General features: G+C 66.5%; 24 protein-coding genes. 8 read left to right on the top strand and 16 right to left on the bottom strand.

Features of this window, described 5'->3' with window-relative positions:
* Positions 1-70: 70 nt before the first annotated feature.
* The 4 genes from V9L20_RS12170 to fhuF are packed head-to-tail and all read right to left on the bottom strand — an operon-like array spanning position 71 to position 4,087.
* On the bottom strand, positions 71-1,405 hold the full coding sequence (locus V9L20_RS12170; protein ID WP_258501602.1) for a lysine N(6)-hydroxylase/L-ornithine N(5)-oxygenase family protein: 1,335 nt from the start codon (positions 1,403-1,405) through the stop codon (positions 71-73).
* Positions 1,406-1,417: 12 nt separating this feature from the next.
* Positions 1,418-2,461: a GNAT family N-acetyltransferase gene (locus V9L20_RS12165; RefSeq protein ID WP_337296790.1), complete on the bottom strand. Its 1,044-nt coding sequence runs from the start codon at positions 2,459-2,461 to the stop codon at positions 1,418-1,420.
* Positions 2,458-3,309, bottom strand: coding sequence for a formyltransferase family protein (locus tag V9L20_RS12160; protein WP_337296789.1), 852 nt, complete (start codon positions 3,307-3,309; stop codon positions 2,458-2,460). The genes V9L20_RS12165 and V9L20_RS12160 overlap by 4 nt, the downstream gene beginning before the upstream one ends.
* 49 nt (positions 3,310-3,358) lie before the next feature.
* Positions 3,359-4,087 carry a siderophore-iron reductase FhuF gene (gene fhuF, locus V9L20_RS12155; RefSeq protein ID WP_337296788.1) on the bottom strand — a complete coding sequence of 243 codons (729 nt, stop codon included), beginning with the start codon at positions 4,085-4,087 and terminating at the stop codon, positions 3,359-3,361.
* Between the two features lie 182 nt (positions 4,088-4,269).
* On the opposite strand from fhuF, the gene V9L20_RS12150 reads away from it, so the two are divergent.
* Both V9L20_RS12150 and V9L20_RS12145 read left to right on the top strand, forming a co-directional pair.
* Entirely contained in the window at positions 4,270-5,961 is a 1,692-nt protein-coding gene (locus tag V9L20_RS12150) for a cyclic peptide export ABC transporter (RefSeq protein WP_337296787.1), read from the top strand.
* Positions 5,962-5,970: 9 nt separating this feature from the next.
* The gene (locus V9L20_RS12145; RefSeq protein ID WP_258501597.1) at positions 5,971-6,216 is read left to right on the top strand and encodes a hypothetical protein; all 246 of its coding nucleotides are present in this window, start codon (positions 5,971-5,973) and stop codon (positions 6,214-6,216) included.
* A 12-nt stretch (positions 6,217-6,228) separates the two neighbouring features.
* On the opposite strand, the gene V9L20_RS12140 is transcribed toward V9L20_RS12145, so the two are convergent.
* The 5 genes from V9L20_RS12140 to V9L20_RS12120 form a co-directional block, all read right to left on the bottom strand.
* Positions 6,229-6,444, bottom strand: coding sequence for an iron dicitrate transport regulator FecR (locus tag V9L20_RS12140; RefSeq protein ID WP_258501596.1), 216 nt, complete (start codon positions 6,442-6,444; stop codon positions 6,229-6,231).
* 10 nt (positions 6,445-6,454) lie between these two features.
* Positions 6,455-7,069, bottom strand: a complete 615-nt coding sequence (locus V9L20_RS12135; RefSeq protein WP_337296786.1) for an RNA polymerase sigma factor — start codon at positions 7,067-7,069, stop codon at positions 6,455-6,457.
* A 242-nt stretch (positions 7,070-7,311) separates the two neighbouring features.
* Positions 7,312-8,016 (bottom strand): glutathione S-transferase N-terminal domain-containing protein, encoded by a 705-nt coding sequence (locus V9L20_RS12130; protein ID WP_258501592.1) that lies wholly within the window; start codon positions 8,014-8,016, stop codon positions 7,312-7,314.
* A 57-nt stretch (positions 8,017-8,073) separates the two neighbouring features.
* Positions 8,074-8,961, bottom strand: coding sequence for a phosphate/phosphite/phosphonate ABC transporter substrate-binding protein (locus V9L20_RS12125; RefSeq protein ID WP_337296785.1), 888 nt, complete (start codon positions 8,959-8,961; stop codon positions 8,074-8,076).
* A 110-nt stretch (positions 8,962-9,071) separates the two neighbouring features.
* Positions 9,072-9,911: a hypothetical protein gene (locus V9L20_RS12120; RefSeq protein ID WP_258501590.1), complete on the bottom strand. Its 840-nt coding sequence runs from the start codon at positions 9,909-9,911 to the stop codon at positions 9,072-9,074.
* 211 nt (positions 9,912-10,122) lie between these two features.
* Here V9L20_RS12120 and V9L20_RS12115 point away from each other — a divergent pair, with 211 nt between their 5' ends.
* The gene (locus V9L20_RS12115; protein WP_337296784.1) at positions 10,123-10,773 is read left to right on the top strand and encodes a DUF1345 domain-containing protein; all 651 of its coding nucleotides are present in this window, start codon (positions 10,123-10,125) and stop codon (positions 10,771-10,773) included.
* Here the strand turns inward: V9L20_RS12115 and V9L20_RS12110 are convergent.
* Genes V9L20_RS12110 through V9L20_RS12100 form a run of 3 tightly spaced genes read right to left on the bottom strand, consistent with a single transcriptional unit; the run spans position 10,748 to position 13,858 of the window.
* Positions 10,748-11,716, bottom strand: coding sequence for a DMT family transporter (locus V9L20_RS12110; RefSeq protein WP_258501586.1), 969 nt, complete (start codon positions 11,714-11,716; stop codon positions 10,748-10,750). The two genes, V9L20_RS12115 and V9L20_RS12110, sit on opposite strands and share 26 nt — an antisense overlap.
* A gap of 36 nt (positions 11,717-11,752) precedes the next feature.
* Complete coding sequence (locus V9L20_RS12105) at positions 11,753-12,247, bottom strand: methylated-DNA--[protein]-cysteine S-methyltransferase (RefSeq protein WP_258501584.1); 495 nt, start codon at positions 12,245-12,247, stop codon at positions 11,753-11,755.
* Between the two features lie 6 nt (positions 12,248-12,253).
* Positions 12,254-13,858 carry a DNA-3-methyladenine glycosylase 2 family protein gene (locus V9L20_RS12100; protein ID WP_337296783.1) on the bottom strand — a complete coding sequence of 535 codons (1,605 nt, stop codon included), beginning with the start codon at positions 13,856-13,858 and terminating at the stop codon, positions 12,254-12,256.
* A 111-nt stretch (positions 13,859-13,969) separates the two neighbouring features.
* Here V9L20_RS12100 and V9L20_RS12095 point away from each other — a divergent pair, with 111 nt between their 5' ends.
* Together V9L20_RS12095 and V9L20_RS12090 are read left to right on the top strand one after the other, a co-directional pair.
* A complete protein-coding gene (locus V9L20_RS12095; protein ID WP_126746240.1) occupies positions 13,970-15,352 on the top strand; it encodes a phosphomannomutase/phosphoglucomutase in 1,383 nt (460 codons plus the stop codon).
* Between the two features lie 5 nt (positions 15,353-15,357).
* The gene (locus tag V9L20_RS12090) at positions 15,358-16,737 is read left to right on the top strand and encodes a 3-deoxy-D-manno-octulosonic acid transferase (RefSeq protein WP_258501582.1); all 1,380 of its coding nucleotides are present in this window, start codon (positions 15,358-15,360) and stop codon (positions 16,735-16,737) included.
* Positions 16,738-16,754: 17 nt separating this feature from the next.
* Here V9L20_RS12090 and V9L20_RS12085 read toward each other — a convergent pair whose 3' ends face one another.
* The 4 genes from V9L20_RS12085 to V9L20_RS12070 form a co-directional block, all read right to left on the bottom strand.
* The gene (locus tag V9L20_RS12085) at positions 16,755-18,308 is read right to left on the bottom strand and encodes a TolC family outer membrane protein (protein ID WP_337296782.1); all 1,554 of its coding nucleotides are present in this window, start codon (positions 18,306-18,308) and stop codon (positions 16,755-16,757) included.
* A gap of 21 nt (positions 18,309-18,329) precedes the next feature.
* Positions 18,330-18,668: a rhodanese-like domain-containing protein gene (locus tag V9L20_RS12080; RefSeq protein WP_157614927.1), complete on the bottom strand. Its 339-nt coding sequence runs from the start codon at positions 18,666-18,668 to the stop codon at positions 18,330-18,332.
* 14 nt (positions 18,669-18,682) lie between these two features.
* Positions 18,683-19,360: a protein-L-isoaspartate O-methyltransferase family protein gene (locus tag V9L20_RS12075; protein ID WP_337296781.1), complete on the bottom strand. Its 678-nt coding sequence runs from the start codon at positions 19,358-19,360 to the stop codon at positions 18,683-18,685.
* A gap of 90 nt (positions 19,361-19,450) precedes the next feature.
* Positions 19,451-20,128: a TetR/AcrR family transcriptional regulator gene (locus V9L20_RS12070; RefSeq protein ID WP_337296780.1), complete on the bottom strand. Its 678-nt coding sequence runs from the start codon at positions 20,126-20,128 to the stop codon at positions 19,451-19,453.
* Positions 20,129-20,229: 101 nt separating this feature from the next.
* On the opposite strand from V9L20_RS12070, the gene msrA reads away from it, so the two are divergent.
* The 3 genes from msrA (at position 20,230) to V9L20_RS12055 (ending at position 23,398) form a co-directional block, all read left to right on the top strand.
* Positions 20,230-20,781, top strand: a complete 552-nt coding sequence (msrA, locus tag V9L20_RS12065) for a peptide-methionine (S)-S-oxide reductase MsrA (RefSeq protein WP_337296779.1) — start codon at positions 20,230-20,232, stop codon at positions 20,779-20,781.
* Positions 20,782-20,804: 23 nt separating this feature from the next.
* Positions 20,805-21,233 (top strand): hypothetical protein, encoded by a 429-nt coding sequence (locus V9L20_RS12060; protein WP_337296778.1) that lies wholly within the window; start codon positions 20,805-20,807, stop codon positions 21,231-21,233.
* Positions 21,234-21,313: 80 nt separating this feature from the next.
* A complete protein-coding gene (locus V9L20_RS12055) occupies positions 21,314-23,398 on the top strand; it encodes a TonB-dependent receptor (protein WP_337296777.1) in 2,085 nt (694 codons plus the stop codon).
* Positions 23,399-23,473: the final 75 nt, after the last annotated feature.

Genomic DNA, 23,473 nt, shown 5'->3' with positions numbered 1-23,473 from the left:
GGCTTAAAAAAAAGGAGACAGCGGCCTGTCTCCTTTTTCTTTTTGCCTGCCCGGCGCCGGGTAGCCGCGCCTAGGCCTGCACCGCCTGCCGCTCGTGACGGGGGCTGTTTGCGGCGTTCACGGCAGTGGCGGCCACCGGCGCGCCGGCCGGAATCGCCTTGAGCAGGGCGTTGCCGATCTCGCCCGTGCGCACCGAGGTAACCGACAGCAGGGTGTCGCTCAGCCCATGCGACGACTCGCAGGCGCCCTGCAGGAAGATGGCGGGGTGAAAGTCCGGCGTGCTGCCCACGCGGTAGTGGCGGTCGACCGAAAAATCGCCGAGGTAGGGGGCAAGCGGCGTCAGCAGCGCCTTGTGCTGCTCGCGGCCATAGCCGGTGGCCAGCACCACGGCGTCGTAGCGCAGGGTGTTTTCATGGCCGGTGTTCTGGTCGTGCAGGGTCAGGTGAACACCATCGGCCGCCGCATGCACGCCGCGGATCTCGTGCCGGCGCAGGAAGCGCATGCGCTCTTCGCCGCGAACCTTCTGCTCGTAGAACATCTTGAAGATCTGCTGGATCAGGTCGAGGTCGGCCACCGCGTAGTTGGTGTGGCCGAATTCGTCGATCAACGCGGCGCGTTCGTCTTCGGGCTGGCTGTAGATGTAGTCGGTGAACTCGACGTTGAACACCTCGTTCACGAAGGGGCTGTCGTCCGACGGGCGGATCGAGCGGGCCCGCATGATGAGGTCGACCTGCGGCGCGTGCGGGCGGCCTTGCAGGTCCATGAAGATCTCCGCCGCGCTCTGCCCCGCGCCCACGATGGCAATCCTTGCGGCATCGGGCAGGCGGGCCATGTCCCGCAGGTAGCTGCTCGAATGGAACACGCGGGGGTCATTCCTCAGTGCGCGGAATCCGTCCGGAATGTTGGGCATGCCGCCAATGCTCACGACCAGGTTGCGTGCAAGGCGCTCGGTCACGTGGCCGGCGCCGTCGCGCGAGCGCACGCGCAGCAGCGAGACCTCGCCGCCGTGGCCTTCTTTTTCGGGCAGCACCTCGAAGACTTCCTCTCCGTAGACGCAGGCATCTTCGAACTGGGACGCGGCCCAGCCTAGGTAGTCGTTGAACTCGTGGCGGCTGGGAAAGAAGGTCTTCAGGTTGATGAAGTCCTGCAGGCGCTTTTTCTCATGCAGGTAGTTGATGAAGGTGAAGCGGCTGGTGGGGTTGCGCAGCGTTGCAAGGTCCTTCATGAACGAGATCTGCATGTGCGCCTGGTCGAGCATCATGTCCTTGTGCCAGGCGAAGCCGGCCTGCTTCTCGATGAACATCGCATCGACACGGCGGCCGTCGCGCCGTTTCTCGTCCAGCGCAATGGCCAGTGCGATGTTCGAAGGGCCGAAGCCGATACCGATGAGGTCGTGAATCACCATGGCGGTTTTCCTTTACGCAGAATGTTGGGCAGGCGTGGCGGCGCCGTCGCTGCGGGGCAGCCAGAGGGCGTCGGTGAAGTAGCGTTCGCGCAGCATCACGACCAGCAGGGCGCGCTTGTGCGGCAGGTCGAATTCCTTCACCTTCGCGTAGCCGGACTTGTCGAGGTTGCGGATCTGCTGCAGGTGGTCGATGCGCGGCTCGCCCACGGCGCGCTGGGTGCGTGGGTCGCACAAGAAGATGTAGTGCGAGATCGAGGTGAGCCAGGCGGTGGCAAAGGCCTTGCCGCGAAACGCCGGCTCGCCGATCAGAACGTGCCAGCCGCGGTCGTAGTCGTCCACGTCGTAGAACGGCGCAATGCGGCTTTCCTTGGCCCAGTACATCTCGAAGTAGCCGAAGGGCTCGCCGTCGAGGCAGGCGATCATCGAATACATGTGCGGATCGCGGTCGATGGCCGAGAGGTACTGGCGGTGCTTGTCCAGGTCGCCTTCTTCCTCCCAGATCACGGCCACGTCGGGGTCGTTCATCCAGCGGTTGAACATCGGCAGGTCGGCCTCGAAGTCGAAGCTGCGAAACGAAAAGGTCTTGCCGAGCCAGGGAATGAAGCGCTGGTAGAGCACGCCGCGCGGCTTGGGCGGGCGCACGGGGTGGCGCTTGCCGTTGGTCAGTGCGTATTGCAGGGCCATGGGGGCGTGCACTGCGGGCAGCCACAGCGAAGGCTGCTGCCAAAGCATGTCGCGGCAGGCGAGGGCCTGGCCGCCTTCGGCTTGCAGCAGCACGCCGGCCTGCACGAGCGACGCCGCCGGCTGGCTGGGCACCACGCGCAGCGTCTTGTGGGCCGGGTGGTGTTCGAACGCGCCTTCCAGTGCGGCCAGCAGGTGGGCCGTGGACGCATTGCTGCCGTCCACCCACTGGAGCACGGCGCCGGAGGCCGCCTGGCTGGTTTTCCAGAGCGAGCGTGTTTCGTCCTGCGTGTTGCGTACGCTGAGCGTGTCGCCGTCGCGCGTGATGGCGTGCGGCATGCCGCCCGCATAGGAGACATGGGGAGTTGGCGTCATGCGGTTCTTTCGGTGAGCGGTTGCCGTTGCCCTGCGAGCAGGGCCAGGCCCTCGTGCAGCGCGGGAAAGAGGCTGTGGTTGAAGTTGTTCCAGCGCAGCTCGAGGATGGTGTCGTTCGGGTCGATGGTGGTGCGCAGCGCGTCGTGGATCACCTCGCCGGAGTCGATGCCGTTGTCCACGTAGTGAAGCGAGGCGCCTGTCTTGTAGAGCGGAGGCACGGGCACGCTTTCCATCGTTTGCCAGTTCACGATCTTGCGGCCCTGCGCGCCGTGCAGCGCATCGAGGGTTGCGTAGGCGCCGCGGCGCTCGTAAGGCGATTCGATGCGGGTGATGCCCGGATGGATGTTGACGATCTTGCGGTGGAACGGTGCGCCGGGCCGCACCAGCTCGTCGAGGATCACGAGCAGGCCGTCGAGCACGACGATGTCGGCCTGCAGCGTCAGCAGCTTGTCGAGCAGGGTGCGCTCGAAGCGGCTCTTGCCCGCGGGGCGTTCGGCTGAATCGAGCGGCAGCCGCCTGTATTCGGAAGGCACCGGATGGAAGATGTCCGTGAGCTGTTTGCCTTGCGTCTTCAGGCCCGCCGGAAAGATCCATTTCTTGTCGGGCTGGCATGAAAAGCCGTAGTCCTGCAGCGCGGCCTGGTCTTTCGGCGAGCGCGGATCGTCGTCTATGACGATGCCTTCGAGCGAGTAGGCATCGCCCAGCGGTGTCTCGTCGAGCGCCTTGGCCAGGTACTCGAGCGGGGAGGCCATGTAGCGCTGTTCTCCCTTGTACGCAATATGCTGGCCGGCCTTGTCGGCGGCGGCATTTCTCAAAGACAGGATGTAGACGAGCTTGGCCTTGGACATATGTGTGGAATGGATGGATAGATGGAAGACGGAATGGCCCGCAATCTGTTCACCCGAGACCGCGATGCTCCGGCGCAAGCGGGCAGGCGTTGCAGTGGTGCTCGTGCGGCAGAAGGTAGTTGAGGCAGCACTCCCGGTGCAGCTTGACGGGGTGGCTGCGTTCGCGGCCGTGAAGCGGGTTGGGGCGAAGCTCGTTCGGCCACTTGGCGCTGTGCAGCAGCAGCTGCCGGTCGCACGAGATCGACGGTGCGCCGCCGGTGGCGGCCAACGCCACGTCGAACACGGGCTCCATGAGCCGCACGGTGTTGCTCCAGAGAATCTTGGGCGCGAGCCGCGTCCGGCCGGCGAGCGCCTCGAACAGCGGCGCAAGGTGCTGCCAGAGCAGCGGCGCGTAGCGCTCCGCGGTGCCGGCCCCGTGGTGCGGCCGGCCCATGTGCCGGATGTGAAAGCTCGCGGGGCCGCCATGCGCGTCGAGCCGCACCCAGGTGTGTTCCGCCGCAACCGGAAACACGTGCTGCAGCATGCTGGCCGCGGCCATCACGGGCGGCAGCAGCATCGCGATGTATTCGAGGCTCCATGCGGACGCAACGGCGCGCAGGTCTGTGCCGGCAACGCCCCGGTAGCGCGCATTTCTCTGCAGCACGTCGGCAAGCAGCGCGGGCGATTGCGCAAGATCCGCCACGCGCACCGCGCCGGGCGGCACGGTGTCGGCGCATTGCAGCTTTTCGCCATGCACGGCCAGCTCGCCGGGGAACAGGGGCTCCAGCAGCGGGATCACGGATCGGCCGTCGGCAAGGTCATGCCATCAAGACGGATTTGCAGGGCAACTGTTCACGCGCACCGCGCTGAACATTGCCGCGGCTCAACCGTCTAGGCAGTAGGTGGCACGAAGCCACCGGGGCCGTGCCAGGCGGCATGGTCGTTACCCAGCTGTCGCCCCCGGGCGGAAAGAGCCTTTGCATGACAACTACCACCGCAGGCAACGGCGCCGAAATCGGGCGCCTGCTGAAACCCTTTCTTCCGTGGATAGTGCTGTCCGCGGTCACGGGCATCAGCGCCGGTGCCGCCACGGTCGCGCTGCTCGGCACCATCAACCGGGTGCTCAACCAACCGGGCGGGCTGGCCGGCGGCCTGCTGCTGACCTTCATCGGCCTGTGCGGCGTGGCGCTCTTCGGGCGCATGGCGTCGGACGTGTCGACCAACTTCGTCGGCCAGCGCCTGGTGGCCCAGGTGCGAAAGAGCCTGGCGCAGAAGATTCTCGCGGCGCCCATCGATGCGCTGGAGCGCTACCGCACGCACCGCCTGATGCCGGTGCTGTCGCAGGACGTGGACATGATCAGCGACGTGGCGTTCGCGCTGTCGGGAATGCTGATCGCGATCGCCGTGGCGCTGGGCTGCCTGAGCTACCTCGCATTTCTTTCGCTGCCGCTGTTCGGGCTGATGCTGGTGGCGCTGGTGATCGGCATCACGGTGCAGCTCATGGCGCAGATTCGCGGCGAGGCCGGTTTCTGGAAAGCGCGCGAACAGGAAGACCAGCTGCACAAGGCCTACCGCGCCATCAGCGAAGGCGCGAAGGAACTGCGCATGCACCGCACGCGCCGCACGCGCATGTTCTCCGGCCAGATCGAGCGCATCGTCGACACCATCCGCGTCGTCAACGGGCGCGCCATCAACACCTATGTGATTGCGACCGCCTTCGGCTCGGCGCTGTTCTTTTTGCTGATCGCGCTGATCCTGGGCTGGGCTGCGTTCCAGCCGACCGAGCCCGCGGTGCTCAGCGGCTTCGTGCTGGTGCTGCTGTTCCTGAAGGGGCCGCTGGACCAGATCGCGCTCCTGTTGCCCGGCGTGGGCCGTGCCAAGGTGGCCTTCCAGCGAATCGGCGACCTGTCGGCCCGCTTTGCCACGCCGGAGCCGCACCTGCACCTGGAGCGCGCGTCCAACGGCGTCATCCTGAAGAATGAAATCGGCATGCGCGGCGTGCGCTATGCCTTCGATGCGCCCGAAGGCGGCGAGGCCTTCACGCTCGGGCCCATCGACCTGAAGCTGCGGCGCGGCGAAATGGTGTTTGTGGTGGGCGACAACGGCTCCGGCAAGACCACGCTGATCAAGCTGCTGCTGGGCCTGTATGCGCCGCAGGCAGGCGACGTGCTGATCGACGGCTCGGTGGTCAAGCCCGAAGGCCGCGACGACTACCGCCAGCTGTTCACCACGGTGTTCTCCGACTTCTATCTGTTCGAAGATCTTGTGGCCGGTGAAGAAAGCGAAGGCGGCGCCGGCATGGAGGTGTTGCCCGAAACGGCGCTGCCCTATCTGGAGCGGCTGGAAATTGCCCACAAGGTGAGCCTGAAGAACGGCGCATTCAGCACCACCGATCTTTCGACCGGGCAGCGCAAGCGGCTGGCGCTGGTGCATGCCTACCTCGAAGGCCGCCCGGTGCTGGTGTTCGACGAATGGGCCGCCGACCAGGACCCGACCTTCCGCCATCTTTTCTATACCGAGCTGCTGCCCGAGCTGCGCGCCAAGGGACACCTGCTGGTGGTGATCTCGCACGACGACCGCTACTTTCACCTGGCCGACCGCGTCATCACCATGCAGGCGGGAAAGATCGTCGAGGACAAGGTGCGCGAATCGCGGGAAAGCCTCGCAGCGTGAAGGAGGGGAATGAAAGACAAGACGACCCGGCCGACCGACGACGACCCGGCCTTCGACGTCGCCTGGACGCTCTTCTGCACGCTGCATGATTCGCCTTCGCCGGAGCGGGCCGAAGAGCTCATACGCTGGCTCGGCGTGAACCCCGGCAACATCTGCGCGCTGGACGACGTGCTGACGCTGTGGGCACTGACCGGCGCCGCGCTGATCAAGCCTTCGATGGACGAGGCGCTGCGCGAAGAGGGGCGCCTGCAGTGAGGCGCGGCGCCGTTACTTTTGCAGGTTGCGCAGTTCCGCCGCCATGCCGCCGAGGGCGTCCCAGCGACGCCGCGCTTCTTGCGCTGCGGCTGCGTGTTCGGCCGACCGGCTGCGCCAACGGCTCAAGGCCAGGCGCGCGGCAACAGCCGCATCTTGCGGGGCGCTTTCGCTTTCAACGATGAGCGCGAGTGCACGCTCGATGAGCTTTTCTTCCGGCGCGCTTGCCACGTTGCGTCGCTCAGGCGAAGTCTTCGGCCAGCTTCGCGTCGAAGCCTGTTCGGTTCGAGACGATGGTCTGCTCGACCAACTCCGAGCGCAACGCCGCAAACACGCGCGAGCAGTCGATGGCGGCGCGCAGCAGATGCTTGGCCACCGCCATTTCAGTGATGCCGAGCTGCTGCGCGATTTCTGCGCGCGTGTGGCCGTAGGCGCGGAACAGCAAAAACACTTCGCGCCGCCGCGGCGGCAGGGTTTCCAGCGTTTCGACGACGCGCGCCAGCACCTGCTGCTGGGAGGCGATGTATTCGCAAGACGGCACCGTCTGGCGCGAGCCGGCGCTGAAATGCGTGCTGGCCCACTCCTGCGCCACCTTGCGATGACGTGCGTCGTCCACGCACAGGTTGCGCGCCACGCGGAACAGCAGCGCCCTTGGCGACTCGATGCCCGAGCCCTGCAGCGCATCGGTTGCCGCACCGATGCGGATGTCCTTGTTCAGCTTGAGCGCGTGCGCATACACCCGCTCGAAGCTGGATTGCGCGATGTCCGCCGCGTAGTGAGGGTCCCGCAGGTCGCGCGTCAGCTGCCGACGCAAGTCCGCATAGTGAGCTACCAGTTCCTGGACGAGGTCGCGCATCCGATCGCCTTCTCGCAAGCATTCGCAGTGGTGGTGGTTCCCGGGCCGGTCACCGGCGCAGAGCGAAGGGTGACGCGGATGGTTGAATAAGAATTATTCTTATTGAAGTGTAACCTTAACCGCTGCCCAACGAGGTGCGATAAAGGTTTGGGAACCTCATGTGCGTGCCTGAAAGAGACACTCGCTCCGAAAATGAATAGTTCTGTTTTCGGATTGGGCGGCGGCTGCGCCGCCCCTGGCAATCAGCCGCGCTTCGGAATGGCCAAGCCGCGCGCAACGGCCGGCCGCGCAACGAAGGCTTCGAGCGCACGCGCCACGTTCTTGAACTCGCCAAAGCCCACCAGGTCGCCCGCTTCATAGAAGCCGACGAGGTTGCGCACCCACGGGAAGATGGCGATGTCGGCGATGGAGTAGCTGTCGCCCGCCACCCACTGGCTGGTTGCAAGGCGCTTGTCGAGCACGCCGAGCAGCCGCTTCGATTCGGCCACGTAGCGGTCGCGCGGGCGCTTGTCTTCGTAGTCCTTGCCGGCAAACTTGTTGAAGAAGCCGAGTTGGCCGAACATGGGGCCGATGCCGCCCATCTGGAACATGAGCCACTGGATGGTTTCGTAGCGGCCCGCGGCATCTTGCGCAATGAACTGGCCGGTCTTGTCGGCCAGGTAGAGAAGAATGGCGCCCGACTCGAAGAGCGCGAGCGGCTTGCCGCCGGGGCCGTCGGGATCGAGGATGGCGGGAATCTTGTTGTTCGGATTGAGCGACAGGAATTCCGGCGACATCTGGTCGTTGGTCTCGAAGCTCACCAGGTGCGCTTCGTACGGCAGCCCGGTTTCTTCCAGCATGATCGAAACCTTCACGCCGTTGGGCGTGGGCAGCGAATAGAGCTGCAGCCTGTCAGGCTGCAGCGCGGGCCATTTCTTGGTGATGGGAAAGCTGGAAAGATCGTGCATGGGCAATTCTGAAAGAGCGGAAAAGGAGCGGAGCCATGGCGCCGCGCCGGCCGGTTGTCAGATGCCCAGCCAGGTGAGCAAGGCGGCCTCGACCTCGGCCGACGGCGCGACGAAGCCAGTGTAGGTCGAGGTTGCAAGCGCGCGCTTGCCGGCGTCGCTTTGTGCGAGCCCCAGCAGGGCTTCTCGCGCCGCGGCGGTGGTGGCGGCATCGAGCTTGCGCGACGCCACCCACTGCTTGATGGGCACCGCGCGCGACTCGGCGCACACGTTGCCGCCGCTGTCCTTCCAGGCCTTGATCACGCCCGACGAGGCCGTGGCGCCATAAGCGGCAAAACCGTTCTTCACGTAGAAGGGCACGGCGTCCTGGTAGCGCGTGTTGGTGAGCTTGAGCGAGGCTGCCTGCACGCCTTGCTCGCGCAGCATGGCGCGCGTGATCACCGAGGTGATCGAATCCGGGTCGGGCATCACGAGGCCCTTGCCGGCAATGCTCTTCCAGTCGGAGATGGGCTGCGGCTCCTTGCACAGCAGCGATACCTTGTACGCGGTAAAGCCGCCAGTCCAGGCCAGCGCCTGGTAGCGGCCGCTCTTGATGGCCTCCAGCGCCACATGGGCCGGGTGGATGAAGGCCATGTCGACCTGCTGCTCCTTCAGGGCCTCGCGCGCACCGTTGTACGAAATCAACACCTTGATGGTCACCGGCTGCTTCAGTGCCTTGCTCAAGGCCTCGGCAATGGGCTCGAAGCGCGGTGCGATCTGGCTTTCCGTCACCTGGTAGCTCACGCCTTCCGTCACGCCGATGACCAGCGCCTGGGCCGGTGCGGCCGCGGCCAGCAGCAACGCCGCCGCTGGAGCCGCAAGCAGAAGCGAGCGCGGCCTGCGGGTGCGGCGCGCACTGGCGGTGCACACGTCGATGTTGTCGGGGCGGAGTGTGGCGGGGGTGTACATCAAAAGATCATAGGGGCCGGGGGCGCGGCCGCCGATGATCGCAAGCACCTATGCGCGCGGCGCCCCGCCCATGGCATGCATGGCGCCGGGCCGCTGCGGCAGTGGAAGCCTCAGAACCGCGCCTTGAGGAAGGCAGACGGCCCGTGCAGCTTCACCTTGACCCGCGTCTCGGCGGTGCTGCTTTCGCGCGCCAGGTCGATGTTGGTGACGCCGTAGGCCAGCACCAGGCCCACGTTCTTCACAGGGAACCACTCCACGCCCGCGCTGGCGTTGTAGATGTTGCCGTGAAAGCGCCCGCCGCCCTTGCGCACGCCGGAGAGGTCTGCAAACAGGCGCAGGTCCGGGTTGATGGCATGCCGCACGCCGACTTCGAGCAAGGGCGCAATGGCGTCGTCGCTCGCGTCTTCATTCAACTGGCTGATGCGCCCGTTGACCGCCACATTGGCGTTCGCGCCCACATTGATGCGGTAGTAGGCCGCGCCCGCGCCCAGCCCGAACACCGTGTTGCCCGTGCCCAGCCACCACTTGTACGAGAGCTTGGCAAAGTCGAGCTTCACGTTGAGGTTGGCGTTGCCCAGGGCATTGAACGTGCCGAAACCGCCAAGCGATTCGCTGCCGCCGGCCTGGCCGAAGTAGTCGCGCTTGTAGCGGTAGTAGTCGAAGGAGAGTCCGTGGCTGTCGCCGATCAGCAGGTCCGCCGTCACGCGCGGCATGGTCACGCGGCCGGGCTCGAGGTCACGCGTTCGCAGCGCGCCGTAGGGCGAGCTGACCGATGCATTGAACTTGGGATCGGCGCTGAAGGCTCCCACCGAAAAACTGAACCGGTCGAGTGCGGGCGATGGTTCCGCCCAGGCGCTTGCGTGGGCAAAGAGCAATCCGGCACCGGCCAGAGTGCCCAGCGTCGTCAATCTTGCGGTGTTGGCGAGCGGGCGGGAGCGAGGCAGCAGCATGAAAGGTCCTTCAGAAGGCAAAAAAAATGCCTCGGGCTCGACACGCAATTTCTATGCGCGCGGTGCTTCCGGGCGGGGCTCCCTTTTTGATGACCGACAAGTTAATAGGGCGCATGCCAAAAACCCATGCGCTGATTGCCGCTGTGCTTGTAGGACGTTGTCGATGCAGGCGTTAGCGCGCCTGAAAAAGTATTCAAGCTAAGCTTTGAACATGCATGAACATCTTTCCACGACCACCGGTCCGCAGCGTCTCTTGTATGGTGCGGTGGCAGGCATTGCCGTTGCGGCGGTCGCTCCGCTCGAGCCGATGGTGCGCGGCCTTGCAGGCTGGTGCACCGGCGCTGCGGTCTTCCTGGTTCTCACGTGGTGGCTGGCCGATACTTTCGATGCACAGCGAACCCGCGAGCGCGCGCAGTCGCTGGATCAGCCCAACCTGGTGATCCTGGTGTCGGTGCTGGTCGCGATTGGTGCGAGCGTGGTTGCCATTGCAATGCTGCTGCAGCAGGTCAAGCTGATGAGCGGTCCCGCGCGGGCCGCGCACATCGCGCTGGGGCTGGTGGCGCTCGTGGGCTCCTGGCTCATGATGCATACGATCTACGCGTTTCATTACGCGCACCGCTACTACATCGACCAGCGGGACGGCTCGCCCGACGGCGGGCTGGATTTTCCGGGCAAGGACGAGCCGGACTATTTCGACTTTTTGTATTACGCGTACGTGGTCGGCATGACCTCGCAGGTGTCGGACGTGCAGGCCACTTCGCGCGAGATGCGGCGCATCACGCTGGTGCACAGCGTGCTCGCGTTTGCATTCAACATGCTGGTGCTTGCGTTGTCGGTCAACGTGGTCGCGGCGGCGATGTAGCGGCCGCCGAGCCCGCACCCGGCCACAGCTTCACGAGGCCCGTGGAAAGCGCCACGCCGCACACGATGACGGCCGCGCAGATCAGCATCCATTGCGTGATGTTTTCGCCGAGGAACACCGCGCCGTAGAACACCGCGAACACCGGCACCAGGAATGTCACGGTCAGCGCGCGCGCCGGTCCCGCATTGGCGATAAGCCGGAAGAAAAGGATGTACGCCAGGCCGGTGCAGGCGATGCCCAGCGCCAGCAACGCGAGCCATGCGCGCAGGCTGGGCATTTGCGTGGGCCAGAACCACAGCGCGGGCAACGCAAGGAACAGCGTGGCGCCAATCTGGCTGCCGGTGGCCGTGGCCAGCGCGGGCACGCCGCCCAGGTAGCGCCGCGTGGCGCTGGCCGCCACGCCATAGCTTGCGCAGGCGCCAAGACAGGCCAGCACGGCCCACAGCGCGGCATTGCCGCCTGCATCGGCATGCAAGCCTGCGCTGCGGCTTGCAAGCATGGCAACACCCGCAAAACCGATGATCAGCCCGACGATGCGCGAGCCATCGGGCCGGTCGCGAAACCAGGCCCATGCCACCAGCGCGCCGAACATCGGCACCGTGGCGTTGATCACCGCGGCCAGGCCGCTGTTGATGGTGAGCAGCGCAAAGCAGAACAGCGCAAACGGAATGCCGGAATTCAGCACGCCGATGGCCATGGACGCCTTCCAGTGCTGCGCCAGCGCCTCGCCGTGGCCGCGCATGAACAGCAGCGGCAACAAGAAGAGCGTGGCCACGCCGACGCGCACCGCGGCCGCAGGCAAGGCACCGAACTCGGCCGCGCCGATGCGCATGAAAAGAAAAGACGCGCCCCAGAGCGCGCCCAGCAGCACCAGATCGATGAGCCAGGCCTTGGGCTTGGGCGAGTCGGGAGCTGTGGTGTTGTCTTTCGTTGTCATGCTCATGCGTTCTCTTGATGGTGCGCGCGGCCGGAGCCGGCGCTATTTCGATTCGAGTTCCAGCAAGGCGGTCTTGCGGTGGAGCCCGCCAGCGTAACCGGTCAGCGAGCCGTTGGCACCGAGCACGCGATGGCAGGGCACGATCACGCTGATCGGGTTGCGTCCCACGGCCGCACCCACCGCACGCACCGCGGTCGGGTTGCCCACGTTTGCGCTCAGTGCGCCGTAGGTCATGGTCTTGCCTGCGGGTATGGCAAGCAGTGCCTGCCACACGCTCTGCTGGAACGCGGTGCCATGCGAGAGGTCGAGCTTCACGTCGAAGGTGTCGCGCTTGCCGGCAAAGTAGTCGCGCAATTGCGCGCCGGCTTCGACGAGCGCGGGATGGTCGTCCTTGGTCTGCCAGCCCGTGGTGTCGGGCCAGTGGCGCTGCTGGTCGAACCAGACACCCGCCAGGCCTTCGTCCGTGGCCGCCATGGTGATGCCGCCGAGCGGCGTTTCGATGTGCGATGTGTAGATGACTTTGGTCTTGAACTTCATGACATTTCAGGCGGAGGCGCCTGCCGTTGCGATGTTGCTGGAAGAAGGCTCTGCCGCGGGTGATTCCGCGGCCGGCGCGGTTGCCGGTGATGGCGACGGTGCATGCCATGCGCGCAGCACCGCATAGCTGCGCCACGGGCGCCATGCCTGCGATGCCTCGCTGGCCGCGCGCGCGGTGGTCACGCCCAATGCTTTTTGCAGCGCGATGTCGCCCGCGGGAAACGCATCGGGCCAGCGCAGCGCGCGCATGGCGATGTACTGCGCGGTCCAGGCGCCGATGCCGGGCAACTCCTGCAGCGCGGCGATGGTCGAAGGCACGTCGGCACCCGCATGCAGCGCCAGCTTGCCGGCCGCGACCTCGCGGGCAATGGCCTGCAGCGCGGCCTGCCGCTGGCGCACGATGCCGAGCTGACCGAGCGCATCTCCGCTCGCGGCTGCCACGACTGCAGGCGTGGGGAACAGCCGGTCCAGGCCCTCGATGGGCGTGGCAATGGGTTCGCCGAATGCCGCGACCAGCCGCGAGCCCAGCGTGCGCGCCGCGGCCACCGTGATCTGCTGGCCGAGCACCGCCCGCACCGCGAGCTCGAAGCCGTCGACCGTGCCCGGCACGCGCAGCCCGTCGCCATGCGGAAAGGCTTCGTGCAGCGCGGCGTTGATGGCCATCGGCTCGGCATCGAGGTCGAGCATGGCGCGCGCGCGGCTGATCACGATCGGCAGCACCGCGGCGAGCGAATCGCTGACCGAGAGCAGCATCTGCTCGCGCTCCATGTCGAAGCGCAGCTGCAGCCATCCGGCGTGCGTTTGCGTGCCTTGCTGCACGCGCAGCGTGCGGGCCAGCCGCACATAAGCAGGCGTGCTGCCCTTGGCGGGCTCCTTGCCGTCGGCCGTGAACGCAACCTCGACACCTCGCAGCGCGCGGCGCGCGAAGAAGCCCAGCATCGCATTCACGTCATAGGGCGGACGGAAACCCAGGCGCACTTCGATCGCCTTGCCTTCGCCGCCCTCGGCGCCGCCCGCGCGCCGCAGCGCACTCGGGTTGAGGCCGTAGTGCTCCAGAAATGCGGCGTTGAAGCGGCGCACGCTCGCAAAGCCGCTGGCCAGGGCCACCTGCGTCATGGGCAGGCGCGTGTCGGCGATCAATTGCTTGGCGGCCAGCAGGCGGCGCGTTTGCAGATATTGCAGGGGCGAGACACCGAACTGCGCCTCGAAGATGCGCCGCAGATGGCGGTCGCTCACGCCGAGCCGTGCCGCGATCTGCGCGGCACCCGGGCCGTCTTCGGCCCATGCATCGGGCTCGTCGATGAGGCGCGCGGCCTGCAGCGCGAGAATGCGGGAGGCATCTTCGGTGGACCAGCTTGCCGCGCGCGGCGCCAGTTCGGGCCGGCAGCGCAGGCAAGGGCGAAAGCCTTCGGCCTCCGCCTGCGCTGCATGGCGGAAGAACCGGCAGTTCTCGCGGCGCGGCAGTTTCACGCGGCAGACCGGCCGGCAATAGATGCCGGTGGAGGTCACCGCGGTGAAGAAAGAGCCGTCGAAGCGCGCGTCGTGCGTCTTCATTGCCAGGTAGCAGGCGTCGCTCTCGAGCACTTCGGTGGAGGTAGGTGTGGAAGGCATGGACAAATGATACGGTTTCGACTCGTTTCAACTGGCCGTTTTCGGACATGTGGGCACCAGACTGCTTGCCTACAATGGCTCGGTCTTTAGAACTACAGGGAATGCCTTCTCATGCAACTCAGTGCGTCGATTTTCAAGGCCTATGACATTCGAGGCGTGGTGCCCGTCACGCTCGATGCCGAGGTCGCCGAAGCGCTCGGCCGGGCTTTCGGCAGCGCCGCCCGTGCCGCCGGTGAAAAAACCGTGGCCGTGGGCCGCGACGGCCGCCTGTCGGGCCCTGCGCTCGCCGAAGCACTGATCAAGGGCCTTGTCGCCACCGGCATCGAGGTCATCAACGTAGGCGCGGTGACCACGCCCATGCTGTACTTTGCGGCGCACACGCTGTCGAGCAGCGGCATCCAGGTGACCGGCAGCCACAACCCGAAGGACTACAACGGCTTCAAGATGGTGCTGGCGGGGCGCGCCATCTACGGCGACGAGATCCAGGGCCTGCGCAAGGTGATGGAAGAGGGCACCGCCAAGCTCGCACCCGGCGGCAGCGTGCGCAATGTCGACGTGACCGAGGCCTACGTGAAGCGCATCGTCGGCGACATCAAGCTGGCGCGGCCGCTGAAGATCGTGGTCGATTCGGGCAACGGCATTGCGGGCGCTTCGGCCCCCGCCATCTTTCGCGCCATCGGTTGCGAAGTGACCGAGCTGTTCAGCGAGGTCGACGGCGACTTTCCCAACCACCATCCCGATCCGAGCCGGCCCGAGAACCTGAAGGACCTGATGGCCGCATTGGCCACGGGCGACGCCGAGCTGGGCCTGGCCTTCGATGGCGACGGCGACCGGCTGGGCATCGTCACGAAAGACGGCCAGAACATCTTCCCCGACCGCCAGATGCAGCTCTTTGCGCAGGACGTGCTTTCGCGCGTGCCGGGCGGCACCATCGTGTACGACGTGAAGTGCTCGCAGCGCCTGGCGCCGGCCATCGAGGCCGCGGGCGGCAAGCCGATGATCTTCAAGACCGGCCATTCGCTCATCAAGGCCAAGATGAAGGAGATCGATTCGCCGCTCGGCGGCGAAATGAGCGGCCACATCTTCTTCAAGGAGCGCTGGTTCGGCTTTGACGACGGCACCTATGCGGGCTGCCGCCTGCTCGAGATATTGAGCAAGACGCCGAACGCGAGCGACACGCTCAACGCGCTGCCCACGAGCTTCTCCACGCCCGAACTCAACGTGAAGTGCGCCGAAGGCGAGCCGCACGCCGTGGTCGAAAAGCTGGTTGCAGGCGCCAGCTTCGCGGCACCGGCCGTGGTCTCGACCATCGATGGACTGCGCGTCGACTGGCCCGACGGCTTCGGCTTGATTCGCGCTTCCAACACCACGCCGGTGCTGGTGCTGCGTTTCGAAGGCCAGACCGATGCGGCGCTCAAGCGCATCGAAGCCGAGATGCTCGCGCTCCTCAGAACCGTCAAGGCCGACGCGACGCTGGCCGAAGCGTCGCACTGAACCCCGTGCGTTCGCTGCTGCTGCGCCTGTACGGCGTCTTCACCACCGTTGTGCAACCGCTGGTTCGCCGCAAGCTGCGGCGCCGCGCGGTGGCCGAGCCCGGCTATGGCGTGGCCGTGGAGGAACGCTTCGGCTACTACGACGACGCAACCACCGGCGAGGGGCAGTGCTGGGTGCATGCGGTTTCGCTTGGCGAAACACGCGCGGCAGCCATCCTGATCGCGGAATTGCGGCGGCAGTATCCGGGCATCCCCATCCTGCTCACGCACGGCACCGCTACGGGCCGTGAAGAGGGCGCCAAGCTGCTCGAGCCCGGCGACACGCAGGTCTGGCAGCCGTGGGACACGCCGGGCGCGGTGGCGCGTTTTCTCGATCGTTTTCAGCCGCGCATCGGCGTGCTGATGGAAACCGAGGTCTGGCCCGAGATGGCCGCCGCCTGCGCCGAGCGCCGCATTCCGCTGGTGTTGGCCAACGCGCGCCTCAACGAAAAGTCGCTGGCCGCTGCCGAGCGCCTGAGCTGGCTTGCGCGGCCCGCGTATTCGGCGCTGGCCGCCGTGTGGGCACAGACGGAGGCCGACGCGCACCGGCTGGTGTCGCTTGGCGCCAAGGTGGCCGGCATCTACGGCAACCTCAAGTTCGATGCCTCGCCCGACGCGCGCCAGCTCACCGCGGCCGTGGCGCTGCGCGAGCGGCTGCCCAAGCCGATGGTGGTGCTTGCGAGCTCGCGCGACGGCGAAGAGCGCATGCTGCTCGAGGTGCTCAAGCGCTTCGGTGCCACGTCGCCCGTGCCGCCGGAGCAGGGCGCCGTTCGTTCGATTGCCAAGCGCGTGCACGACGTGCAATGGATGATCGTGCCGCGCCATCCCCAGCGCTTCGACGAAGTGGCCGCGCTCATCGAGTCGCAGGGCTTTGCCGTGGCGCGCCGCAGTGCGGCCGGCCAGCCGACCGATGCAGAGATATGGCTTGGCGATTCGCTCGGGGAAATGGCGCTTTACTACGGCCTGGCGGATGTCGCGCTGCTGGGCGGAAGCTTCGAACCGCTGGGCGGCCAGAACCTCATCGAGCCCGCCGCTTGCGGTTGCCCGGTGGTCATGGGCCCTTCGACCTTCAACTTTGCCGAAGCCGCGCAGCTTTCGCTTGCGGCCGGTGCCTCGCTGCGCGTCGAAAACATGGAGCAGGCGGTGACCGCGGCGCTCAAGCTGGTCGAGAACCCCGAGCGCCGCGCGGCCATGGCGCAGGCCGCGCTGGCCTTCTCATCTTCGAACCGCGGGGCGGCCGAACGCACCGCCGCGGCGGTGCTGGCCATTGCGCAGGCCGCGGACCCCGTGCCGACCGGCGCCGCGCCTCTGGAAGAAGACGCGAGAGCTGAACCTACGCTCGAGTAGCCGCGGAGGCCAGTTCCTCAGCGAGCCGGGGGGTTCAGGATGACCGGTGGCGGCGGTGCCGAAGGCATCGTCGGTGCCGGCGGATTGAACGGCGGCACGGGCACGGGCGGCACCACGGGAATGCTCGGGGGCGTGACCGGCACCACGGTCGAAGGCGCCGTCTGCGGTCGTTCGCCCAGCGAAGGTTGCGCAGGCTGCGAAGACGCGCCTCCGTTCTTCGCCAGCGTCGCATTGATCGCGTTCATGTCGTCCACAGTCAGCGTGCCGTTGGCCTGGCGCAGCCTGAGGTTGCCCAGCAGCACGTTGTAGCGCGCCTGCGCAAGGTCGCGCTTGGTCTGGTACAGCTGGCTTTGCGAATTGAGCACGTCGATGTTGATGCGCACGCCCACCTGGTAGCCAAGCCGGTTGGCGTCGAGCGCGCTCTGGCTCGAGGCCTCGGCGGCTTCGAGCGCCTTCACCTGGCCCGCGCCGGACACCAGCCCGAGGTAGGCCGCGCGCGTGGCCTGCGCCACGCTGCGGCGGGTGCCTTCGAGCACGCTGCGCGACTGGTCTTCGAGCGCCAGCGTTTCCTTGATGCGGTTCTCGGTGGCAAAGCCCGCGAAGAGCGGCACGTTGAACACCACGCCCACCGACGCAGCATCGATGCGCGTGCCCACCGTGCTGGTGCTGGTGCCGTGCGGATTGCGCGTGATGTTGTAGCCCAGGTTGGCGTCCAGCGTGGGCTTGTGGCCGGCTTCGGCCTTGCGGATTTCGAGGCCGGCCACATCGAGGCCGAGCCGCGCCTGGCGGATGGAGGGGTGCGCTTCTTCGGCCTGCGCCACCCAGGCTTCGATATTGGCCGGCATGGCCGTCGGCAGCACCACCGGCTGCGCCAGCGGAACCGGCACGCTGCCGGGCCGGCCGACCAACTGGTCGAGGACGATCTTCTTGACCTGCAGGTCGTTCTCGGCGGCAATCTCTTGCGCAATGACGAGGTCGTAGCGCGCCTGCGCTTCACGCGTGTCGGTGATGGTGGAGGTGCCGACCTCGAAATTGCGCTTGGCCGATGCGAGCTGCTCGGCCACGGCCACCTTTTGCGCGCGCACCAGCGTCAGGCTGTCCTGGCTGGCGAGCACGTCGAAATACGCCTGGCTCACGCGAACGATCAGGTCCTGCTCGGCCGCGGTGAGCACCGCCTCGGCAATCTCGGCCTGGCGCTTGCCTTGCTCGTAGGTCGCCCAGTTGGCAGGCCGGTAGATCGGCTGCGTGGCATTGATGCCGACGTTCTGCGTGGTGAAGTCGCGCGGCGTGCTGGTTCCGCGGCCCGGGCCGGTCAGGGTGTCGATGTCGAGGTTGTTGCGCGTGGCGCCGGCCGTGAGCCCCACCGCGGGAAGAATGCCCGCCCTGGCCTGGGCGGCACGCGCCACGTTTGCTTCGTACTGGGCTCGCGCGCCCTGGTAGGTGGCGTCGAAGCCGCGGGCGGATTCGTAGAGTTCGTTCAGTGTCTGGCCTTGGGCCGGCAGTGCGAGCAGGGTGGCAAAGAGACTTGCGAGCGCTGCGGAAAGAGGCAAAAGCCTGGGCCTGGAAGGCATTGAACGTCCTTGAAGAAAGAATCAGTAGCGCGGCACGGCAGGGTCGTGCTGTGCGGACCAGGCGTCGATGCCGCCGGCCACGTTGGCCAGCTCGGCAAAGCCGTTCTGGCTCAGGAAGGCCGCCACACGCTGGCTGCGTGCGCCGTGATGGCACAGGCACGCAATGCGCTGGCCTTCGTCGAGTTCGGAAAGCCGGCCCGGAATTTCGTTCATCGGGATGGCGACCAGCGTGAAGCCCTGGGGCGCGACGCTTGCCGTCTGCAGCTCCCAGGGTTCGCGCACGTCGAGCAGCACGGGCGCCGCATCGGGGTTTTGCGCAAACCAGGCTGCGAGATCGGCGGGGCGGACTTGATCGATCATTCGATTGCGCCCGTTCAGAACGAGAAGCGCGAAGGCTCGGGGAAGTTGAGCAGGCGCGGCGCCACGGTGTCCCACGGCTGGATGGTGTCCCACTTGCTTTCGCTGGTGCGGGTGACGAAGTGCGCGCGCATCATCGGCTCTTCGCCCACGATGGCGGCCAGGCGGCCACCCACCTTGAGGGAGCCAAGCAGGTTCTGCGGAATGCGGGCGACGGAACCGCTGAGCACGATCACGTCGAAGCTGGGGCCGCTCGGCAGCGGCACGGCGCCATCGGCGTTGCGCACTTCCACGTTGGCAAGGCCGTTCTGGCGCAGCGTCTCGGCGGCGCGGGCGGCCAGCACGGGGTCGATTTCGAGCGACAGCACCTGGGCCGCGCGATGGGCGAGCAGGGCGGCCATGAAGCCGGAGCCGGTACCGATCTCGAGCACCGACTCGTGCTTTTGCACGTGCAGGTCTTGCAGCATGCGTGCCTCGACCTTGGGCGAGAGCATCACCTGGCCGGGAACGGAGCCGTCGCCGAGCGGAATTTCCATGTCGAAGAAGGCCAGGCCGCGGTGCGCGGGCGGCACGTAGTCTTCGCGCCGGATGGCGGCCAGCAGGTCGAGAATTTCCAGGTCCAGCACATCCCAGGGCCGGATCTGCTGCTCGATCATGTTGAAGCGCAAGCGCTCGAGGGTGGGGGTCGGGTTCATTGGGGGCTTTTCCTTGTGGGGCTCAGGACAAACCTTCAATTTTAGGTTGCGCCGCGCCCGCTCGCGGAAGCCCGGCCATCCATGCACGCTTCATGCCGCGGCTCCGGGCCGGCGGGTGAGGCCGTAAAGCACGGTCTCGGCCTGGGTGGCAAGGTATTTTTCGGGGTCGAGCGCGGTGTCTTCGTCGACGCACACCATGGCCGAATGCTTCCAGAGCATCAGGAAGACCATGGGCGCCACCACCGAGTAGATGGCGTGGTCGATGTCGACCGGCGCGAATTCGCCCTTGTCGATGCCACGCTGCAGGATGCGCCGCAACAGCGAATGGCCCGGCCGGATCACTTCCTTGCGGTAGAACTCCGCCAGGTCCGGAAAATTGGCGCCTTCGCTCATCATGAGCTTGGTCAGGCCCGAAGCCTTGGTCATGCCGACCCGCTCCCACCAGACGCGCATGCAATAGCGCAGCATGTCCGCCGAGGTGCCCTCGAAGGTCTCGAATTCTTCGTTCCACTCGGAAAACCGGCCGCTGAGGTTTTCGACCACCACGGCCTTGAAGAGCTCTTCCTTGCTCGGGAAATAAAGAAAAAGCGTGCCCTTGGAGACGCCGGCGCGCGCCGCGACTTCCTCGGCGCGGGTGGCGGCAAAGCCTTTTTCGACGAAGAGATCGAGCGCCGCCGCCAGCAGTTCGCCGGGGCGCGCTTCCTTCCGGCGCTCGCGTTTGGAGCGCACCGGGCAGATCTTGTCGACAAAGGAACGGGGGGAGGGCATGAGATTAATGACTCGCGGGTTAGTAATGTAGTGACCAGCATCCGGCCCGTCAAGCCGCGACAATATCGGGTTCGCTTTTTTCCTACCTGCCGGAGCAGCCCATGTCTTCCTCGCCGTCGCAAACCGAAACCATCGTGCTGGGCGGCGGCTGCTTCTGGTGCACCGAGGCGGTTTTCGACCGCGTGCAGGGCGTGGTGGACGTGGAGTCGGGCTACTGCAACGGCCAGACCGTCAACCCGACCTACGAGCAGATTTGCACAGGCCGCACAGGCCATGTGGAGGTCGTGAAGGTCGAATTCGACCCCGCCGTCATCAGCCTGCGCGAAATTCTCGAGATCTTCTTTGTGGTGCACGACCCCACGTCGCTGAACCGCCAGGGCAACGACGTTGGCACGCAGTACCGCAGCGGCATCTATTTCACGAACGACGGGCAGAAGGAAGTGGCCCAGGCGGTCATCCGCGAAATCGAGGCCGGCAAGACCTACAGCGCCCCCGTGGTGACCGAGGTGGTGCCGCTCGCCAACTACTCGACCGCCGAGGCCTACCACCAGGACTACTTCCTGAACAACCCGAACCAGGGCTACTGCGCCTTCGTGGTGGGGCCCAAGGTCGAGAAGTTCCAGAAGACCTTCGCCTCGCGCGTCAAGGCCTGATCTTTCGCCAAAGGCCCGCCCCCGTGCACATCACCGCCAGCCAGGCTCCGCATCGGTCGATCCTGTCGACCCGTGCGATCGCCATCGCGCTGGTGGTGGCGTTGTGGTTCGCGGGCACGCTCGGGCTGATCCACCGGTCGCTGCACGTGCCGGGCCTTGGCCAGCCGGCCGCGGCGGCGCAGGCCAGCCATGGCGAAGAGGCGCGCGTGCAGGCAGCCCACGTGTCACACGTGCCCCACGTGCCCCACGGCATTGCCAGCCTGTTCGGCGACCACACCGACGCCGAATGCCGGCTGTACGACCAGCTGTCGCACGGCTCGGGCGCATTGGGCGTTCCCACGCTGGTGCTGCCGGTGTTGCTGCCGTCCGCCACCTTTGCCTATCTGCAGGGCGAAGCCATCGCCCGCTGGGTCGCGCTGTTCGACGCGCGCGGCCCGCCTTCCACTCGCTGAATCCCTCCGTGTTCCGGTTGCTGCACCGCGCTTTCCTGCGGTCGCGGCAGATCGCCCCTTGATTCAACGAGTGCTCATTCATGATTCCCAATTTCCGTCGCAACGCCATCGGCGCTGCCGTTCTTTTGCTGGCTTCCTTCGCGGCCATGGCCCAGGCGCAACCCGCCGAAGCGTCCGCGGCCTCCCTGCCTGAAATTGCCGTCACCGGCAATCCGCTGGGCGCGGCCGACCTGATTGCGCCCACCACCGCGCTTTCGGGCGACAAGCTCCTGATGCGCTCCGAATCGACGCTCGGCGAAACGCTCAACAACCTGCCCGGCGTGAGCAGCAGCTACTTCGGTCCCAACGCCAGTCGGCCGATCATTCGCGGCCTGGACGGCGACCGCATCCGCATCCTGCAGAACGGCGGCGGCGCGCCCGATGCTTCGGCGCTGAGCTACGACCACGCGGTGCCGGTCGATTCGCTGGTGACCGACCGCGTCGAAGTGCTGCGCGGGCCGTCTGCGCTGCAATATGGCGGCAGCGCGGTGGGCGGCGTGGTCAACGTCATCGACAACCGCATTCCGACCGAGCCGATCGACGGCTTCGGCGGCCGTGCCGACCTGGGCTTTTCGACCGGCAACAAGGAAAAGAACGGCGGCGTGGTCTTCGAGGGCGGCAACGGCCGCCTGGCGCTGCATGTGGATGCGTTCAACCGCGACTCCAAGGATGTCTCGGTGCCCATCGAACTGGAATGCACCAAGCCCGGCCGCCCCACGCTGGCGCGCAAGATCTGCAATTCGGCCAACGAGGCGCACGGCGGCGCCGTGGGCGGTACACTGTTCTTCGACCAGGGCTGGATCGGCGCCTCGGCCAGCACCTACCGCAGCAACTACGGCACGGTGGCCGAAGACGACGTGACCATCGGCATGAAGTCCGACCGCTATGCCATCGAAGGCGAATGGCGCCCGGGCGGCATCATCAGCAGCGTTCACGCCAAGCTCAGCCACACCGACTACCGCCACACCGAATTCGAAGGCCGCGAGGCCGGCACCACCTTCTCGAACATGAGCAACGATGTGCGCATCGAGGTGCGCCACCAGAAGATCGGCAACCTCGAAGGCCTGGTCGGTTTCAGCAGCGAGACCAACCGTTTCGCCGCGGACGGCGCGGAAGCCTTTGCGCCGCACAGCCGCACGCGCTCCAACGCGCTGTTCATGTATGAAGAACTCGGCACCTCATGGGGCCGGCTGAGCTTTGGCGCGCGCACCGAGAAGGTCCGCGTCACTTCGCTCGGCTATCCGGACGATCCGACCGTGACGCGCTTTGCCGTTGGCGAGCGCACCTTCAACCCGCACAGCGCGGCCCTGGGAGCGCTGGTGAACCTGACGCCGCAGTGGCAGCTCACCTCGAACCTGGCCTACACCGAGCGGGCACCTAAGGACTATGAACTGCTCGCCAACGGCCCGCACGTGGCAACGGCCGCATGGGAGGTCGGCAATCCGAACCTCGACAAGGAAAAGTCGACCGGGTTCGACCTGGGGGCGCAATGGAAGTCGGGCGCCAACACCGCCCGCGTCAACGCGTACGTCACGCGTTTTCGCAACTACATCGGCCTGACGGCATCGGGCCGCACGCTCGATGAAGAAGGCCAGGTGGTGACCGACCCGGAAGCGACGGACACGCTGGCCGAGTACCTCTACAGCGGCGTGCGCGCGCGGTTCACCGGCATCGAGGCGAACGGCAACCTGCGCCTCTTGGGCACCGACGGCTTTGCGCGTTCGGCCGACGGCTCCACGCTCGACCTGGAATGGCGCGGCGACATCGTGCGCGCCAAGAACCTCGACACCGGCGAGCCGCTGCCGCGCATTGCGCCGCTGCGCCTGGGCGCCACGCTGGCCTACGGCAACGGCCCGTGGGGTGCGCGCCTGGGCTTCGACTACAACGCGGCGCAGCGCCGGGTGCCGAGCGTGGGCGCGCGCGAGACCGACTCCTACACGCTGTGGAATGCCGCCGTTACCTACCGCATGAAGGTGCAGCACGCCAATCTCACCTGGTATGCGCGCGTCGACAACATCACCAACAAGCTGGCCTACAGCCCGACGTCGATCCTGACGACGACGGTGTACCCGAACGCACCGCTGCCGGGACGTTCGCTGAAGGTCGGCCTGCGCGTGACGTTCTGACCTGAAGCCCATCAGGCCTGCTCTTTCTGGAAAAGAAAGGGCAGGCCGGGCTGAACGCACCCTCGGCTATCCTCG

It is taken from the genome of Variovorax sp. CCNWLW225 (assembly GCF_037204045.1).
Taxonomy (GTDB): Bacteria; Pseudomonadota; Gammaproteobacteria; order Burkholderiales; family Burkholderiaceae_C; genus Variovorax.
The sequence above is the reverse complement of the archived record's forward strand: the minus strand, read 5'-3'. Positions and strand labels throughout refer to the sequence as shown.